This is a genomic window from Pseudalkalibacillus salsuginis (assembly GCF_021646685.1).
In the GTDB taxonomy this organism is placed as follows: domain Bacteria; phylum Bacillota; class Bacilli; order Bacillales; family Fictibacillaceae; genus Pseudalkalibacillus; species Pseudalkalibacillus salsuginis.
The window spans coordinates 280,955-298,261 of the sequence record NZ_JAKJHW010000001.1 but is presented as its reverse complement, the minus strand read 5'-3'; the positions used below and the strand labels follow the sequence as shown (position 1 = coordinate 298,261).

The window sequence follows — 17,307 nt, the reverse complement described above, 5'->3', positions numbered from 1 at the left end:
GGAAATGAGGAAAATAGCGGTATGCGGTGTAAGTAAGCGTGCGATCGGCATGTTCATCAAACCGATGGTAGAGACATTTGCTTCCACTAATGAACTGGTTGCACTGCTAGACAGCGATCCGAAACGATTTAAAGTCTGCAAGATGGAAGTGGGGTCGATCAATCATGTAAAAGAATTTGGGGAAGAGGATTTCGAGGTTATGGTTAAGGAAACCAAGCCTGATGTCGTTATTGTGGCAAGCAGGGATGACACCCATGTCAAGTATATCGTCCAAGCACTTGAACACGATTTGGATGTAATTACGGAGAAACCGATGACGACGACTGCAGCAGACAGCAAAGTAGTTATGGATGCTGAAGCGAAAAGCAAAGGGACTGTAACAGTGACGTTCAACTACCGCTATAGTCCATATCACACGAAAATCAAAGAGCTTATCCTCAATGGGAAGGTTGGCAGGATCACATCTGTTGATTTGAATTGGTATATTGATACGTATCACGGTTCCAGCTATTTCCAGCGCTGGAACCGAAAAAGGGAGTATTCAGGTGGACTTTCGATACACAAAAGTTCTCACCATTTCGATCTGGTCAATTGGTGGCTCGATCAAAAGCCTGTCGAGGTCTTTGCCTTCGGTGCCCTGAACTATTATGGTCCGTTCAGTGAGCATAATCCTTCAGTAGAGGATGGCCGATACTGTAAAACCTGTGAGGTGAAACACGAATGCGCCTACTATTCAAGGTGGAATTCACGGAGCAACAGCATGATCGTCAAGGATGACCATATCAGTTCCGACGAAAACAGGAAAGAAACCTATACAGGTTACCGTCCAGACCAATGTGTCTTCGATTCTGAAATTGATATCGAAGACACCTATACTGCAACGGTCAGATACGATGAAGGTGCTTTGCTAAGCTATTCGATCAACTTCTCTTTACCTTATGAAGGCTATCGCCTCGCAATCAATGGAACAAAGGGAAGGCTGGAAACGACAGAATTCCATGCTCCTACAAGGGTACCGTTTCCCATTCCGGAGCAGACGATCGATTACTTTCCTCTTTTCGGCTCAAAAGAAACGATCCAGATTGTCAAAAGAGAAGGAGGCCATGGAGGTGGTGATCCTGTGATCCTGGAAGATATCTTTCTGGGTGAAGACCCACGCCGAGGATATCGGATACTTTCAGGAAGTGAAGATGGCGCTTATGCAGTAACGACGGGTGAAGCGGTTTGGAAGTCCGTAAAAGAAAACCGTCCAGTTAAAATCAAAGAGTTGATTTCTCAGTATCCAGTGGAAAGCTGAGGGACCCAAACAGTCGGTCATCATTATTAAGGAGTGTATTGAATGGAAATGGGACGTTTACTTAATGGGGTCATGAACTTTTGCAAATGGGTCACACATTTTGCGGTATTGAATCTTATGTGGATCGGCTGCACTTTGCTGGGGGGTGTCATTTTCGGAATTGCCCCGAGCACAGTTGCCATGTATGCAATTTCCCGTAAAGCTGTCGAAGGGGAAGGGGAGATTCATGTGGTGAGGCTTTTTTGGTGTATCTTTCGGAAGGAATTCTTCCGGGCGAATGGCTTAGCCGGAGTATTGACTGTCTTTGGATTACTATGGTATTTCGACATGCATTTTTTCCGTCAGTTCGAAGGCGGCATCTATACGGTGATGGATTATTTCATGATGATACTAGGACTGGTCTATATCATCCTGTTGATGTATATCCTGCCCGTATATGTCCACTATGATCTCAAATTGTTCCAATACTTCAAGCAGGCTTTGATGATCGGGTTCTTACGTCCCGGAAACTTGATTCTTATGCTTGTTTGCGTCCTATCGACTTATTACTTTTTCATTTCTTTTCCCGGTTTCATACCGATTTTCGGCTTTACGATCTTCGCTCACTTGAATATGTGGCTTGCATTCAAATGTTTTGAGAGTATTGAAGAGGTAAGTGTTGATATGACATAGACATAAAAAATCACCAAAAGAAGGCTTTTCCTAGTTGATAGGACGGCATGATTGTGAAATATGAAGTTCGGGTTCCAGATAAATCACCTGGCTCATTTCTTTTTCTTTATTGTTGATCGTATCCATAAGGACTTCTGTCAATTTTTCAGTAATGGTTTCCAGGGGCACTCCTACAGTTGAAAAAGGGATGACCAGGTTATTCATTTCAGGGATATTATCATAGCTGATAATCGATATGTCTTCCGGAACCAATAACTCAGATTCATGAATCGCCTGAAGGATTCCTCTCGTCAAATCGTGACTCCCGCTAACGATTGCAGATGGTATCACTTCGCTTCGTAATAGATCTTTTGCAGCGACATATCCGTCATATTGTTCTAAACCATTGACTGGGATCAATTGTCCTGAGAAAGTTTCGAGTTTACAATCAAGCACAGCTTGTTTAAATCCTTCAACTTTTTCTTTTTGGAGATGGTCCCTCTTTTTAAGATCGCCGATATAGCAGATCTTCATATGACCGAGCCGGCAAAGATAATCCACAGCATAAAAAATCGCTTTTTTTCGATTTACATCAACTGTAGGATATAACGGGTCTTCAGCAATACCATAAGTGACGATCGGGACGGAGGATGGTGAGGAGTATCGTTCAGGCCCGTCATCGAAAACCAGGATGGCATCAACCCTATATCGATTGAATATATCGATGGCTGTTTTCATTTCGTTGATTGAAATCAGGGTGGTATATCCATATTCCTCAAGCCGTTTATTGATACTTGTGATCAATGCTGAATGTGCAGCACGTTCAATGGTCGGCCAAACGATACCGATCGTAAATGATTTCTTAGAAACTAAGCTCCGAGCGGCTACATTCGGTTGGTATCCTAACTGGTTCGCAATTTGGATGATCCTTTTTTTTGTCGGCTCTTTCACCAACGGACTGTCACGCAAAGCTTTTGAGACAGTCGAATAGCTGACACCAGCATATTTGGCAATATCTTTGATCGTGACTCCCATGATTACCTCCGGATTAATTATTTCCAATCCAGTATAGAAAGGAAAAAAGCATTGGCTTTGATATCATTATACTTTTTCTCGGATATTTTAACAAAACAGTGGAAACCTGCTATAACGTTTTATTAATTGACAATTGAAAATAGTGGCAATACAATAATAACAACGTTGTTATTATATTTCAAGATGATTTCGAGGGGGCTTTAAGTGAAATCTTCAAATATCGTGATTAATCAGCGGGATAATGTACTAGTCGTGCTGGAGGATTTCAATGCGGGTGACATTATTGCAGTAGAAGGCGAATCAATAAAGATAAAAGAAGATGTTCCGGCTGGACATAAAATAGCAAGATGGACGATCGGCGAAAATGAAAACGTTCTCAAGTTCGGATACCCGATTGGTCGGGCAAAAAGGAAGATCACGCAGGGGGAATGGGTCCATACACATAATGTGGTGACCAATTTGGATGGGACACTAGAATATATCTATAAGCCAACGAAGGATAAAGTGATCGGAAAACCAGATTCTGACAGAACCTTCCTTGGATACGTCCGCCCTAATGGTGATGTCGGTATCCGTAATGAAATATGGATCATCAACACAGTCGGTTGCATTAATAAAACAGCCGAAATAGTTGCGAAGATGGCCAATGAACAGCATCAAGATGAAAATCTTGATGGCGTGTTCCACTACCCTCATCTATTCGGGTGTTCACAACTTGGTGATGATCTCCACAATACACAGAAAATATTGAGCAATCTTGTCCATCATCCAAATGCAGCAGGCGTTCTCGTTATGGGGCTAGGGTGTGAAAACAATTATATTGAAGAATTCAAAAAGGTTATTGGAGACTATGACGAAAATCGAGTGAAATTCCTGGAGGTACAACAAACTGAAGATGAAATTGAAGATTCGTTATCCCTCATAGAAGAGCTTGTCCTACAGGTGAAGACGTACAAGCGGGAACCTGTGCCTATTTCTAAGCTGAAGGTTGGGCTGAAATGCGGGGGATCCGATGGTTTTTCAGGAATCACTGGAAATCCCTTGGTCGGTGCATTTTCAGATAAGTTGATTTCCAAGGGGGGATCAACAGTGCTGACCGAGGTGCCGGAGATGTTCGGTGCAGAGGCGATTCTGATGGAGCGGGCGAAGGACGAAACCATCTTCCAGAAGATCGTTGACCTTGTGAATGATTTTAAAACCTATTTCATAAAGCACGGACAGAATGTCTATGAAAACCCATCGCCTGGAAATAAGAAAGGCGGGATTACAACACTTGAGGAAAAGTCGCTTGGAAATGTCCAAAAAGGAGGATTCGGTGAAATCATCGATGTTCTGCCTTATGGAGGCAGGATGAAATCCGGTGGACTTAACCTCCTTCAGGGACCTGGCAATGATCTGGTATCTGTAACAGCGTTGGCTGCAGCAGGTGCCCATATCGTATTATTCACGACAGGGAGAGGCACTCCGTTTGGAGGGCCGGTACCGACAGTAAAGATTTCGACGAACTCAGCTTTAGCTCACAAAAAGAAAAACTGGATCGATTTCGATGCAGGTGAGCTTCTAGGAGGCAAGGATAAGGAAGAGCTTACGGACGAGTTTTTTGAGTATATCATCGAACTAGCTTCAGGCAAGCAAAGGACGAACAATGAAAAACATGGTTTCAAAGAGATTTCTATTTTTAAAGATGGTGTCATTCTATAATCGTTACAACTTCGAGGAGGTGTATGGATGAAAAGATTGGACAAGTCTCTATCTGGAGCGGATTTTTCAGCGCAAGTTAAATACTTCGAACCAAAGAAGTTCCCAGAAAAGGTTTTGCAGATCGGGGAAGGAAATTTCCTTCGTGCATTTGTCGATTGGATGATCCACCAGATGAACAAACAAGGGTTATTCAATGGATCGGTCGTGGCCGTCCAACCGACCCCGCATGGTAAAGTCCTGCCTAAACTGATCAATCAAGATTGCCTTTATACCGTTGTTTTGAAGGGCGTTCAGGATGGCAGAATTGTCAATGATAGTGAAATCATTTCTGTCATTTCAAGAGGGATCAATCCTTATGAGGAGTGGGGGAAAGTCATCGAGGTGGCTGAATCAAAGGATTTGGAGTTCATTTTTTCCAATACGACAGAAGCGGGAATCACCTATTCACGGGAATCGTATACGAAAGACAAAGCACCTTTATCCTATCCAGGTAAGCTAACGGCACTGTTATTCCATAGGTTTGAAAAGTTTTCAAGGATTTCAGATGCCGGTCTGATTATCATCCCCTGTGAATTAATTGAAGATAATGGTCAAAAACTGAAAAACCTAGTACTTGAATATGCGAATGATTGGGACCTCCCTGCTGAATTTTCAAAATGGGTTAAGGAGTGTAACACCTTTTGTGATACCCTTGTAGATCGGATCGTTACAGGCTATCCAAGGGATTCGATAGTGGAATTCCATAGTCAACTAGGTTATGAGGATCAGATGCTGACAGTCGGAGAACCCTATCATATGTTTGTAATCGATGCCAATGAGCAAGTAAAAGAAAAACTCCCCTTTGATCAGGCCGGGTTGAACATAAAATGGGGAGGGATCCAACAGCATCGTGAAATGAAGGTCAGGCTTCTGAACGGTCCTCATACGTTAATGGCGGCGACAGGATTTCTATATGGAGCAGACACAGTATTGGAAGTCATGGAGGATCAGGTGCTGGGAAAGTTCGTTGAAAAAGGATTTGAAGAGATCATCCCTACGGTACCAATGAGTATGGAAGAAAAAAAAGAATTCTGCGAATCTGTTAAGGAACGTTTCCTGAATCCATATAACAAGCATTATTTGACCGATATTGCAATGAACTCTATCAATAAATTCAAGTCAAGACTGTTACCTAGTCTGAAAAGATATGTTCAACAAAATGGTGAAATACCCCAAGCAATTGCCCTTTCCTTAGCTGCTTTATTGGTCTATTACAAGCCGGTACGGCGTGAAAGAAAGGGATTGATCGGTCGACGTAATGAGATTGAATATACGATGCGGGAAAGTGAATTGGTCGCTGAAGATTTGGTCCGACAATGGAAACTTTATGGCACTGGGAAAACAACCATTTTTGAATTTGTGCAATCCCTTTTTGAAAATGAATCGATTTGGGATGAAAATTTAAATGAAATCAGTAATTTGAATGAAACGATTGCAGCATATATGGATCAGATCCTTCATGAAGGTATGCAAACCACTATTGAAGGTATGCTGCGGAATAAAGCTCCATTGGGCTGATCTGCCCTGTATATCACTTGAAGGAGGTATTCTTTGTACACGATGAAATCCTTATTCTCATTAGAAGGTAAAACAGCACTTGTCACAGGAGCAAGTCGGGGTTTAGGACAAGGCATGGCGCTCGGACTCGCTGAAGCAGGAGCCGAAGTGATCGGTGTAGGGACCAGGAATTTAGACGAAACCAAAAGCAAAGTAGAAGAAGCAGGAGGGAAATTCCATCAAATCTTGAAGGATCTATCAGCGAAAGTTGCTGCAGCAGAATTAGCTGCTGAGGCGATAAAAATCAATGGGCATGTTGACGTTTTGGTCAATAATGCTGGAATTATCCGTCGTTCAGATTTGGAGGATTTTTCAGATGAAGATTGGTTCAAGGTAATCGATATCAATCAACATGCCGTGTTCCAGTTGAGCAGGGAAATCGGGAAGCATATGCTCGAAAACGGTGGAGGAAAAATCATCAATATCGCCTCGATGCTAAGTTTTCAAGGGGGGTTGAAAGTACCAGCTTATACAGCAAGTAAACACGCAATAGCCGGATTAACAAAATCATTTGCAAATGAATGGTCAGGAAAAGGAATCAATGTCAATGCGATCGCCCCTGGCTATATGGCGACTGATAATACCGCACCGATCAGAGAAGACAAAGCAAGGAATGCTTACATCACTTCACGGATTCCTCAAGGAAGATGGGGGACTCCAGAGGATTTGAAAGGGGCGGTCATTTACCTGGCATCAAGTGCTTCCGATTATGTAAATGGACATATACTTTGTGTAGATGGTGGATGGATGAGCTCGTAATTCAGAAAGGAGAAATTGAAAATGGACATCAGATACGCTACAAACCCTACAGATATCAAGCAATATGACACTGAAAGGATCAGAAAAGAATTTCTGGTGGAGAATCTCTTCGTTGAAGGAAAAATCAATTTCGTCTATTCACATTATGACAGATTGATCACTGGTGGTGCGATCCCTACAGTAAATCCACTGAAGCTTGAAGTGGAGGACCTGTTGAAGACCGATTACTTCCTTGAACGCAGAGAAGCCGGCATCATCAATATTTCAGAAGGTGTCGGAAGGGTGACAGTCAACGGGGAAATCCATGAATTGAATAAAAGAGACTGTCTTTATGTGGGACTCGGAAATGAAAAGGTGACATTCGAATCCTTGGACGCAGCAAAGCCGGCCCGTTTTTATATCGTTTCCGCGACAGCCCATAAAAATTACCCGACTCAAAAACTGGCGATCTCCGAAGCTACTCCGAACCATTTAGGGTCCGACAGCGAGTCGAACAACCGTACGATCTATCAGTATATCCATGCAAATGGGATCAAAAGCTGCCAGTTGATGATGGGAATGACGCTTCTCCAGCCGAATAACATGTGGAATACGATGCCCCCACATCTTCATGATCGCCGTATGGAAGCCTATTTGTATTTTGATATGGATGAGGACTCCCGAGTATTCCATTTCATGGGGAAACCTGAAGAGACGAGACATATTGTCGTCAAGAATGAGCAAGTCGTTTTATCTCCACCGTGGTCGATCCATTCTGGTGTCGGTACAAACAATTATACTTTCATTTGGGCAATGGCGGGTGAAAACTATACGTTTACCGATATGGAAGGGGTAACTATGGAAGAAATAAGGTAGATGTCGGGAATTGAAAGTATTTCGGATTCTTTTAAGGAAGAAATTTTGCTTTGATAAAGGATGTCTAGCTCCAACGCCCAGCCACTTGGATCACTTCAGTCCTACTGTGGCGGCCACAGCCTCCTCGTCGGACTTCCAGTGACCTGCATGGTTGATCAGTGCGCTTCCGCTTTTCTAAGAACCCTAGGTTATGAAAGGACAGAAAAGAAGATGAACCTTTCTCCAGATCATTTTTTCCAATCTGTTATACAGGCTTCCGTTGATAAAAGGCCAGAATGCCATGATCCATCTGAACAAAGACTTTTGATCAAGGATGCTTTGAAAGAGGTGCTTGGAGATTTTTCCGATTTCGCCAATGACGGTCCTCATGTAGGTGCTTTAGAAATTACCGAAAAAAACGAATTTGCCGACTATATCCGTGAACGGGCTGTATTCGAAACTTTATCAGGATTGTATACATCGATGTATGTTCTGACTCCCCGAAAGCAATCAGGTAAATATCCAGCTGTATTAGCGTTACATGGTCATGGTGTCGGCGGCCATAAGGAAATCGTTGGCATTGCTCAGAAGGAGAATGATTTACCTTCAAAGGATCCTACGCCTCAACAGTTTGCTGTACATTTGGTTAAAAAAGGGTTGAAGGTGTTTGCTCCAGAGATCATTGGTATGGGGTCACGTTTGCTCGCGAGGGATAGAAAGTCATTGAAGGTTAAGTCTTGTGAGACGATGGCTTCAATCCTTTTAATGACTGGAAGAACTCTTACTGGATTGAGGGTTGAAGAAGCCATAAGAACAATGGATCTCATGAGTGGATTTGAAGATGTAGACTCGGACAGGATGGGTGCTATCGGGTTTTCGGGCGGTGGGCTTATTGCAGGATATACATCCGCTATTGATCTGCGTGTAAAAGCGACTGTTTTATGCAGCTGCGGCAATACCTACGAAGGAAGCATCCTACCTATCCAACATTGTGTGGATAATTATCTTCCGGGTATTTTAAACTATGCTGAACTGCCTCAAATAGTAAGCTTAATTGCACCAAGGGCTCTATTCATAGAGTCAGGAAAAAATGATCTGATTTTCCCTGTTCAAAGTGCAACCGAAGCGATCCTGACTATTGCAGGAGAGTATGATCGGCTGCTTGGAAACAGGAAGGCTGAAAGATTTTCATTTCATTTCCACGATGGGGCTCACGAAGTAGATGGTAGATTTGCATTCGACTGGATGAAAGAAAGATTGATGTGAATTGAAATGAATATTCTCGAAAGGGGGAGAAGAAGATGGATGTTGTTACTTTAGGAGAAAGCATGGTGCTTTTTACTCCAGATATGGAAGGACCTTTACGTTTTGCCGGCGGATTTCGCAAGACGATCGGTGGTGCAGAAACAAATGTTGCGATTGCGCTGTCTCGTCTCGGTCACCAGACAGGTTGGATCAGCAAACTGGGGAATGACGAATTTGGAGTATATGTGAGAAATTTCATTAGAGGAGAAGGGGTTGATACTTCCCGCGTCTTATTTGATGATCATGCTCCTACAGCAGTTTTCTTCAAGGAGCTAGTGCCGAATCAAGATCCTAAAATCTATTATTATAGAAAGAACTCAGCAGCAAGCACGATGACACCAGAAGACTTGGACCCAGGGTACATAAAGGAGGCGAAATACCTGCATCTTACAGGAATCACACCAGCTCTGAGCAGTTCTTGTAAGGAAACGGTTTTTCATGCAATAGAAATCGCTAGACTCAACGCTCAGAAAGTTATTTTTGATCCGAATGTCAGGTTGAAACTCTGGTCAAAAGCCGAAGCAAAACCGGTATTATCGGAAATAATCGAAAAGGTGGATATTTTATTACCTGGAATCGAGGAAGGGGAACTTTTGACAGGTGAATCGGACCCTGAAAAAATGGCTTCCATTCTATTGAGGTCAGGTCCTGAAATCGTCATAATCAAATTAGGGCAGGAGGGAGCCTTTTACGCCACCGAAAATGAGCGTCTCCATATACCGGGTTATAAGGTTGAAAAAGTTGTCGACACAGCAGGGGCCGGTGATGGATTTGCAGCTGGTTTCTTATCCGGCTTAATCAGGGGATGGACCCCTCAAGAAGCAGTCAAGCTCGGAAATAGGGTCGGAGCTTTTGCATTAACGGTACCTGGAGATACAGAAGGTTATCCATTCTGGAAACAAGTTGATCCCAATGGTGCACAGTCTGAGATATTGAGATAGGACTTTGAACTTAAGTATGTTTGCAACTATAAACTTCCAACGGTATGGTCTAAATGGCTGAAAACCCATAGTGATTTCAGTCATTTTTTTGACAATTTTTCAGACTGGATGCCCTTATGTATTTCTGTTAAACTATGAACGGTAGTATAGGATGGTTTACGGAAAGAGGCGTACATAAAGATGAAGGAAAAATGGAATTTCATTGATTCTGGTGCATGCTCTCCAGCTTATAATATGGCATTGGATGAAGCCCTTCTGGACTGGCATAGCAAAGGAGAAATCCATCCAATAGTCCGGTTCTATGAATGGAATCCTGCTACGCTATCAGTCGGCTATTTTCAAAAAGCAGAGAAGGAAATCAATCTTGATGCAGTGAAAAAACATGGATATGGATTCGTCCGCCGGCCAACCGGGGGAAGAGCTGTACTTCACGATAAGGAATTGACTTATAGTGTCATCGTTTCAGAAGAGCATGCTAAAATGCCTCAATCAGTAACGGAAGCATATCGGGTCATATCTGAAGGGATTTTAGGCGGTTTCCGTAACCTGGGATTAGATGCTTACTTTGCGGTTCCCAAAACAGAGGAAGAAAAGGCTGGGCTGAAAAACCCTCGTTCAGCGGTTTGCTTTGATGCGCCATCATGGTATGAACTCGTGGTTGAAGGAAGGAAAGTAGCCGGAAGTGCGCAAACAAGACAAAAGGGTGTCATTTTACAGCATGGATCGATATTACTTGATATCGATGAAGACAAACTCTTCGATTGCTTCAAATTCGCAAATGACAGAGTAAGAGAACGGATGCAAAAAGCGTTCAGTAAGAAAGCTGTAGCGATTAATGATCTCCGTACAGAAAGGGTGACCATCGAGGAATCCAAGAAGGCTTTTAAGAATGGATTTGAAGAAGGCCTTGATATTGAATTTATACCGTTGGAATTAACTGAAGAACAAAATCAATATATTGATGAAATTATTAAAAGACGTTATGCGAATGATGAGTGGACTTTTAGACGTTAACTCAAAACTGTGGCCAAAACGGTCGCAGTTTTTAAATTTTTTTCTGGAGAAAAAAGAAGGATATCTGCAAAGTTCAATGCTCATCTGAGAATCAAAAAAGACTCTTTCCTGCAACATGGCAAATTTCTCTTTTTTGAATGTCTTGGGGGTGTATTGCGCACTTTTCACCGATATTCTACATTTTTTGTATGTTTTTGCTTTTGACAAGATTAACTTGATTTGTTCTATGCGACACAATATATTGTATTATTTTAAAATAATATATACTATATATTGATGTTTTGGGTTTTACTATGCTATCATTTGGGTAACCTGAAATTAAACTACTTAAAAGAATAGAAATTAAAAAACATATCAAAAGGAGGATCCTGGATGGCGATTGTAACAGGGGAGCAACGACATCAAATCAACATTGAACGGTTGAATGAAGACATTGCTAAATTCGAGCAGGTGCATCCGATCACACCGGACATGCATACCACTCACAAAGGGGTATCAAGATTGGTGATGTTGGACCGGTATTCGTTCAAGGATACTGAGAAACGGACATTGCGTGAAGGAGATTTTGTCATCTTGACTGTCAAAGATGATCCGAAGTTTCCTGCGAGAGGGTTAGGATTCATCGTTTCCATAGACCGTGAACAGAAAATGGCAGAGGTAAAGGTGGATGAAAATTACCGCGGCGTGCTCGAAAAGCCGGGTGAAGTGGAGACAGGAATCGTAAAAAGATCTCTTGATACGATCGATAAACCATTAGAAATCTATTATGAGCAGATCGCGAAACGAAATGCGACAGGACTTGCTTCCGTAGAAAAGACAGAAGAAAAGAAACAAGAATCATACAAAAAGTTCTACCATGAACTTGTGAATTTGAACTTTGTTCCTGCGGGCCGTGTCCTATACGGTGCAGGCGCAGCTACAGACGTAACGTACTTCAACTGTTATGTCATGCCATTCGTCCAAGATTCAAGAGAAGGAATTTCAGACCACCGGAAGCAAGTGATGGAAATCATGAGCCGGGGTGGTGGAGTCGGAACGAACGGATCGACGCTCAGACCGAGGAACACACTTGCAAAAGGCGTAAACGGAAAGTCATCCGGATCGGTGTCGTGGCTCGATGATATTGCTAAGCTTACACACCTTGTTGAGCAAGGTGGATCCCGTTAACCAGCTCCAAACGGCGGGATTAAAATCTCGTGAATTGCTGGAACACCCTAAAGCCTTGAAAGCTACAACGCGGCTGGCAACAGCGAACGTGAAAGCGTAAAAATTTCAAGGATAAAACAATGGGCAATCAGCAGCGAAGCGTCTTAGGAAACTGAGATGAACGTTCAGAGACTATTGAAAGCACCTAATTTTCTAACGATTTATGGTGCAAGTAAATCAATAGTACGGTAAACGTGCTTTTGAGGCGCGGGACAAGGTATGAGAAAAACATCCTTGATGATATAGTCCGAACTCATGTGAAAGCATGAGAGTCAGGCAGAAATGACCTGGCCCCTCCGTATTGAGGAGTAACAAATTGCGTGGAGCACAAATGATCATGTTGGCGGATTAGGTTACTAGTCCGCGTCATTCAGACAATGAGTGACTAGGAAATCGGGTGAATTGCTGAAAAGTCCTGAGAGCCATTCAAGCTACAACGTGACCGGGAACGGTGAGCGTGAATGCAGAAAATTGATTGGATTGGATAATCAGCAGCCAAGCACCTATTCAGGTGAAGGTTCAACGACTATCGAACCCTGACAATTTAATTGTCAAGGAAGTAGAGTAGGGGATCTAAAAGATCTTCGAAGTGCCCGGCCCCTAACAGATGATGCTGAGGGTGATGATATAGTCTAGACCGTCTGCATTGGCAGAGTTCAAGTATCCTGAAAAGGACGGTATAAACGTGGCATCCAGACATTATCGAATTCATCATTTCGAAAATGCAAAACCCTAGAATCCTTAGGTTCCTTGTTGAAAATACAGAAGATGAAACAATCAAGCAGTTAGCGTTGGACAAACTTAAATTTACACCGTTGACTGAAACAGAACGAGATATGTATCAAAGCATTGTGAACTATAAAGCCATCCCTGGACACGGAGGTTTTACCGAAAAAGCTATTAAAGAAGCTGAAGAAAAGCTTCAAACCGGTGGTACGTACAGTGTTCATAACTCAGAATTTTTGACCGGTGCGAACATTTCGGTATGCGTAACCAAAGAATTCATGGAAGCTGTTGAAAATGATACAGAGTACGAACTTCGATTCCCAGATGTGGAGAATTACACATTTGAAGAAATGCTCGAGTACAACAACACATGGCACGAATACGGAGATGTACGAGAATGGGAAGCTGAAGGGTACGGCATTCGAGTCTATAAACGGATCAAAGCGAGAGAGCTTTGGAACCTGATCAATATCTGTGCAACTTACTCGGCAGAACCAGGAATCTTCTTTATCGACAATGCCAACGACATGACCAATGCAAAAGCATATGGACAGAAAGTAGTAGCAACGAATCCGTGTGGTAGAGTAGCTTGATTTGCCTCACGTAAAAAATTGCGGAATGAAGCGGGAAGCCTGAGATGGTAATCCGAACCGAAGGCTAAGTGTAATGACTTAGTCAGGGGCAACGCATAGGCAGTGAACCTCGAAAGAGAATATAATCTGCCCACGAGGCCGCAACATCACAAATAAAAAGCTTCCTAGCAAAATTGAATTAGAGGAGTATGCTCATGAATAGAGGGTATGCAGGTTTTTACAAAGGACACTATCTAAGAAGTTCCTATGAATATGCATATGCTAAATCTCTTGAACATCATTCAATTCAATGGAGCTATGAAGACGAAGTTTATGACATTGGTTATAGGCTATATAAACCAGACTTTTTCTTCTATGATAAAAATGGTGAAGTTACAAAGATAGTGGAAATCAAATCAAGGAACGAACAAGAAAAGAAAAAAGCAAGAAAAGCCCTATACTCTATTAAAGAACTGTATTCAATAGAATGCAAACTAATTTCGTATGAGGAGCTATTAGACCTATATAAAAAGTTGCCGTTTTCATTAACCTCTGTTTTAACAGAATGGATAAAGTCGAAAGATACTACTGTTAATAAAGCTGCTTTTGGGAAACTAAACGGACATTATAATTTGAAGCATAATGAAAGAACCAAAAGAGTAATTGGCGACCATACAAAGAAATTATGGGCTTCTAATAGCATTGGGAAACAAAGGATGATGAAGGTCTAAGAAAAACAGGATTGGTACAAAAGGGTAAGTTTAAAAAGCCTAGGGAAATGAAAACCTGTTTAGAATGTGGAAGACCTTTTGATGTTATCATAACTTCTCATAAGAAATTTTGTGGCCGTACCTGTTCAGGGAAAGTAGCAATAAAACTTGCTACTAACTCTAGTGTTAATAAACGAAAACAGGTACACAAGAAGATTAAAGAATACATCATACAATGGGCGAAGGATAATAAAGAACTTGTTCTAGGAACTCCTTATAATAAGATTAAAACCACTATCAGACCATTAACAGATGATATCGAGAGACAGTATGGAATAAAAGACATTAGAGTGATTTCTAAGGCTGTCTTAGGCGAAGATCTTGGGAGAAAAGAACTTCTTAGGTTTATGAAAGGTATTTGTGATGAAAAGTTATGCTGAACTTACAGGAATGAAACTGTAAGAACTATCGGATAAAAAGCCGGTAGGATAACAAAATTGGAACAACCACTCGCACCATATTCTGTCTGTAATTTGGCTGCCGTAAACCTGGCTAACGTTGCAGACAAAGATAATAAACGTGTTGATTTTGACAAGTTGAAGCAAACAGTTAAAACGGGTGTCCGGATGCAGGATAATGTGATCGACGCTACCCCATATTTCTTAGAAAAGAACCGTGAACAAGCTCTTGGAGAGCGTCGTGTCGGATTAGGTGTAATGGGCCTTCACGATCTCCTTATCTATTGTGAAACGGTGTACGGATCAGAAGAAGGAAACAAACTGATTGATGAAATTTTTGAAACGATGGCGACAACTGCTTATCGTGAGTCGATTGAACTGGCAAAAGAAAAAGGAAGTTTTCCATTTTTAGTTGGTAAGACAGATGAAGAAACGAGAGAATTACGGCAAGCCTTCATCAACACAGGGTATATGAAGAAGATGCCTGAAGATATCCGCGAGGGTATTTTGGAACATGGCATTCGTAATTCACACTTGTTGACTGTTGCACCAACTGGATCCACAGGAACGATGGTCGGAGTAAGTACAGGATTAGAGCCTTACTTCTCGTTCTCTTATTTCAGAAGCGGACGTCTTGGTAAGTTCATTGAGGTGAAGGCAGATATCGTGAACGAATACTTGTCACGTAATCCGGAAGCCGATGCAGAAAACTTGCCGGATTGGTTCGTATCAGCAATGGATCTAAAGCCGGAAGCACATGCAGATACGCAATGTGTCATCCAAAACTGGATCGACAGTTCCATCAGTAAAACCGTCAATGCGCCGAAAGGGTATGCAGTAGAGCAAGTACAAGCCGTTTATGAACGTTTATATAACGGTGGAGCAAAAGGCGGAACAGTATACGTGGATGGTAGCCGTGATTCACAGGTACTGACACTAAAAGCCGAAGAAAATACGTTCAATGATGATTCTGTTGCAACAAAGACGGAAGAGAAGAAGAAAGTCGTACTTGTGGATACGATCTCTGATCTTCGCTCAACAGATGTCACGATTGGAAATGAAGTAGGAAACACATGTCCAGTCTGCCGTAAAGGGAAAGTAAAAGAAATCGGCGGATGTAATACATGTACAAACTGTAATGCTCAATTAAAGTGCGGAATCTAAGTAAAGTGGACGAGCCGAGTTTGATGATCGGTTCGTCCTTTTGTATTTTATATAAGATTTTTAAGCTTTAAACCCATATGTTTAAACTCAAGGTCTTTAATTTTAGGCATATTTACGTCTATTCATAACCTTAGTATACTATTATTTCAACAACTGAGCCCCAAAACCCGACAAGTAAAAAAATATCCCAACAACACCTGAATTATCCCAACAACTCCGCCATTATCTCGACAACTCCAAAATTTCCCTGAGAACACTTAAATTCAAATACCTCGAAACATATCCTTTAACCCCGTAAACTGAGCAAATGGGGCCGTGGCAAATACGTCTATCAAAAGGTTGAGGCCCAAGAATTGAAAGAGACGATCGCCAAGAACGCTTGTCACTTACCTGTTATTATTGTATCCTTTTAGTATGCTTTGATTTTGTATAACCTACAAAATCAGCGGTATTGGAGGGGAAGAACATGCCAACTCCAAGTATGGAGGATTATATTGAACGTATATACCAATTGATTGATGAAAAAGGATACGCAAGGGTTTCAGATATTGCAGAAGCACTGGAAGTTCACCCATCATCGGTTACGAAAATGGTACAGAAACTTGATAAAGGCAAATATGTCGTTTATGAAAAATATCGTGGGTTCGTACTGACACCGAATGGTAAGAAACTTGGAAAACGTCTTGTATATCGACATGAACTTTTGGAAGATTTCCTGAAAGTCATCGGAGTGGATCAAGAAAACATTTACGAAGATGTTGAAGGAATTGAACATCATTTGAGCTGGAATGCGATTGACCGCATAGGGGATTTGGTACAATATTTCGATGAAGATACGTCCCGGATTGATGGGCTACGGGAAATTCAACGTAAAAATGAAGAAGAACAGGAACAATCATGACCTTGTGTTGTGGTTGTTTTTTATTTTTGGCTGTTTTCGTATAGATGGTTGTTTTACAATTTGAAATGATAATCGCTTTCTGCGGGCGAAAAAAAGCGGAAGCAACCCACATAGTCACGAAGTTCACTGGAAGTCCGACAAGGAGGCTCGAACCAAACAAAGTTCGTTTCTGCGTGGGTAAACACTTCGAACTAAATCAATGTGTCGACCGCCACAGGAGGACTGAAGTGATCCAGGTTGGACGTTGGAGCTAGACATCACTTCCTTAAATTAGCCTTATTCGGCAAGCCCGCTTAGCTGGTTTTTTTTGCAAAATCTCATCTTTTTCCAGTTTTCATTTCCTTATCAGCATTCAATTAGCAACCATTTTTTAGATTCAACCTTACTTCTTCGATGCTGGATGGATGAATTCTCTCCTCTATTCAGTCATATATAAA

14 protein-coding genes and 3 pseudogenes are annotated in these 17,307 nt (G+C 41.9%); 16 read left to right on the top strand and 1 reads right to left on the bottom strand.

The window, feature by feature from the left end:
• The first annotated feature begins 4 nt into the window (after positions 1-4).
• Both L1611_RS01565 and L1611_RS01560 read left to right on the top strand, forming a co-directional pair.
• Entirely contained in the window at positions 5-1,297 is a 1,293-nt protein-coding gene (locus L1611_RS01565; RefSeq protein ID WP_236311289.1) for a Gfo/Idh/MocA family protein, read from the top strand.
• Between the two features lie 42 nt (positions 1,298-1,339).
• Positions 1,340-1,969 (top strand): YesL family protein, encoded by a 630-nt coding sequence (locus tag L1611_RS01560; RefSeq protein ID WP_236311288.1) that lies wholly within the window; start codon positions 1,340-1,342, stop codon positions 1,967-1,969.
• A gap of 30 nt (positions 1,970-1,999) precedes the next feature.
• On the opposite strand, the gene L1611_RS01555 is transcribed toward L1611_RS01560, so the two are convergent.
• Positions 2,000-2,983 (bottom strand): LacI family DNA-binding transcriptional regulator, encoded by a 984-nt coding sequence (locus L1611_RS01555; RefSeq protein ID WP_236311287.1) that lies wholly within the window; start codon positions 2,981-2,983, stop codon positions 2,000-2,002.
• A 204-nt stretch (positions 2,984-3,187) separates the two neighbouring features.
• Between L1611_RS01555 and L1611_RS01550 the strand changes: the two genes are divergently transcribed.
• From L1611_RS01550 to mntR, 14 genes and pseudogenes are all read left to right on the top strand, one after another.
• Positions 3,188-4,684, top strand: a complete 1,497-nt coding sequence (locus L1611_RS01550) for a UxaA family hydrolase (protein WP_236311286.1) — start codon at positions 3,188-3,190, stop codon at positions 4,682-4,684.
• A 27-nt stretch (positions 4,685-4,711) separates the two neighbouring features.
• A complete protein-coding gene (locus L1611_RS01545) occupies positions 4,712-6,241 on the top strand; it encodes a tagaturonate reductase (protein WP_236311285.1) in 1,530 nt (509 codons plus the stop codon).
• 42 nt (positions 6,242-6,283) lie between these two features.
• A complete protein-coding gene (kduD, locus tag L1611_RS01540; protein WP_236312009.1) occupies positions 6,284-7,039 on the top strand; it encodes a 2-dehydro-3-deoxy-D-gluconate 5-dehydrogenase KduD in 756 nt (251 codons plus the stop codon).
• Between the two features lie 21 nt (positions 7,040-7,060).
• Positions 7,061-7,894 carry a 5-dehydro-4-deoxy-D-glucuronate isomerase gene (kduI, locus tag L1611_RS01535; RefSeq protein ID WP_236311284.1) on the top strand — a complete coding sequence of 278 codons (834 nt, stop codon included), beginning with the start codon at positions 7,061-7,063 and terminating at the stop codon, positions 7,892-7,894.
• A gap of 210 nt (positions 7,895-8,104) precedes the next feature.
• Positions 8,105-9,139, top strand: coding sequence for an alpha/beta hydrolase family protein (locus L1611_RS01530; protein ID WP_236311282.1), 1,035 nt, complete (start codon positions 8,105-8,107; stop codon positions 9,137-9,139).
• Positions 9,140-9,174: 35 nt separating this feature from the next.
• Positions 9,175-10,119, top strand: coding sequence for a sugar kinase (locus tag L1611_RS01525; protein ID WP_236311280.1), 945 nt, complete (start codon positions 9,175-9,177; stop codon positions 10,117-10,119).
• Positions 10,120-10,299: 180 nt separating this feature from the next.
• Positions 10,300-11,133, top strand: coding sequence for a lipoate--protein ligase family protein (locus L1611_RS01520; protein WP_236311279.1), 834 nt, complete (start codon positions 10,300-10,302; stop codon positions 11,131-11,133).
• Positions 11,134-11,505: 372 nt separating this feature from the next.
• Positions 11,506-12,297 (top strand): annotated as a pseudogene (locus tag L1611_RS01515) (ribonucleotide reductase N-terminal alpha domain-containing protein); the annotation flags it as partial.
• A gap of 444 nt (positions 12,298-12,741) precedes the next feature.
• Entirely contained in the window at positions 12,742-12,879 is a 138-nt protein-coding gene (locus tag L1611_RS01510) for a hypothetical protein (protein ID WP_236311277.1), read from the top strand.
• A gap of 146 nt (positions 12,880-13,025) precedes the next feature.
• Positions 13,026-13,646: pseudogene (locus L1611_RS01505) on the top strand (vitamin B12-dependent ribonucleotide reductase); the annotation flags it as partial.
• 206 nt (positions 13,647-13,852) lie between these two features.
• Positions 13,853-14,368 carry a PDDEXK family nuclease gene (locus L1611_RS01500; protein WP_236311276.1) on the top strand — a complete coding sequence of 172 codons (516 nt, stop codon included), beginning with the start codon at positions 13,853-13,855 and terminating at the stop codon, positions 14,366-14,368.
• 11 nt (positions 14,369-14,379) lie between these two features.
• Positions 14,380-14,787, top strand: a complete 408-nt coding sequence (locus L1611_RS01495) for a hypothetical protein (RefSeq protein WP_236311275.1) — start codon at positions 14,380-14,382, stop codon at positions 14,785-14,787.
• A 60-nt stretch (positions 14,788-14,847) separates the two neighbouring features.
• Positions 14,848-15,969, top strand: a pseudogene (locus L1611_RS01490) (vitamin B12-dependent ribonucleotide reductase); the annotation flags it as partial.
• 466 nt (positions 15,970-16,435) lie between these two features.
• Positions 16,436-16,870: a transcriptional regulator MntR gene (gene mntR, locus L1611_RS01485; RefSeq protein WP_225063697.1), complete on the top strand. Its 435-nt coding sequence runs from the start codon at positions 16,436-16,438 to the stop codon at positions 16,868-16,870.
• The last annotated feature ends 437 nt before the right edge of the window (positions 16,871-17,307 follow it).

Bases quoted from the DNA above. Each gene is read 5' to 3' on its own strand.
- L1611_RS01565 (WP_236311289.1), top strand. From the start codon at position 5: ATGAGGAAAATAGCGGTATGCGGTGTAAGTAAGCGTGCGATCGGCATG.
- L1611_RS01560 (WP_236311288.1), top strand. From the start codon at position 1,340: ATGGAAATGGGACGTTTACTTAATGGGGTCATGAACTTTTGCAAATGG.
- L1611_RS01555 (WP_236311287.1), bottom strand. From the start codon at position 2,983: ATGGGAGTCACGATCAAAGATATTGCCAAATATGCTGGTGTCAGCTAT.
- L1611_RS01545 (WP_236311285.1), top strand. From the start codon at position 4,712: ATGAAAAGATTGGACAAGTCTCTATCTGGAGCGGATTTTTCAGCGCAA.
- kduD (WP_236312009.1), top strand. From the start codon at position 6,284: ATGAAATCCTTATTCTCATTAGAAGGTAAAACAGCACTTGTCACAGGA.
- kduI (WP_236311284.1), top strand. From the start codon at position 7,061: ATGGACATCAGATACGCTACAAACCCTACAGATATCAAGCAATATGAC.
- L1611_RS01530 (WP_236311282.1), top strand. From the start codon at position 8,105: ATGAACCTTTCTCCAGATCATTTTTTCCAATCTGTTATACAGGCTTCC.
- L1611_RS01525 (WP_236311280.1), top strand. From the start codon at position 9,175: ATGGATGTTGTTACTTTAGGAGAAAGCATGGTGCTTTTTACTCCAGAT.
- L1611_RS01520 (WP_236311279.1), top strand. From the start codon at position 10,300: ATGAAGGAAAAATGGAATTTCATTGATTCTGGTGCATGCTCTCCAGCT.
- L1611_RS01500 (WP_236311276.1), top strand. From the start codon at position 13,853: ATGAATAGAGGGTATGCAGGTTTTTACAAAGGACACTATCTAAGAAGT.
- mntR (WP_225063697.1), top strand. From the start codon at position 16,436: ATGCCAACTCCAAGTATGGAGGATTATATTGAACGTATATACCAATTG.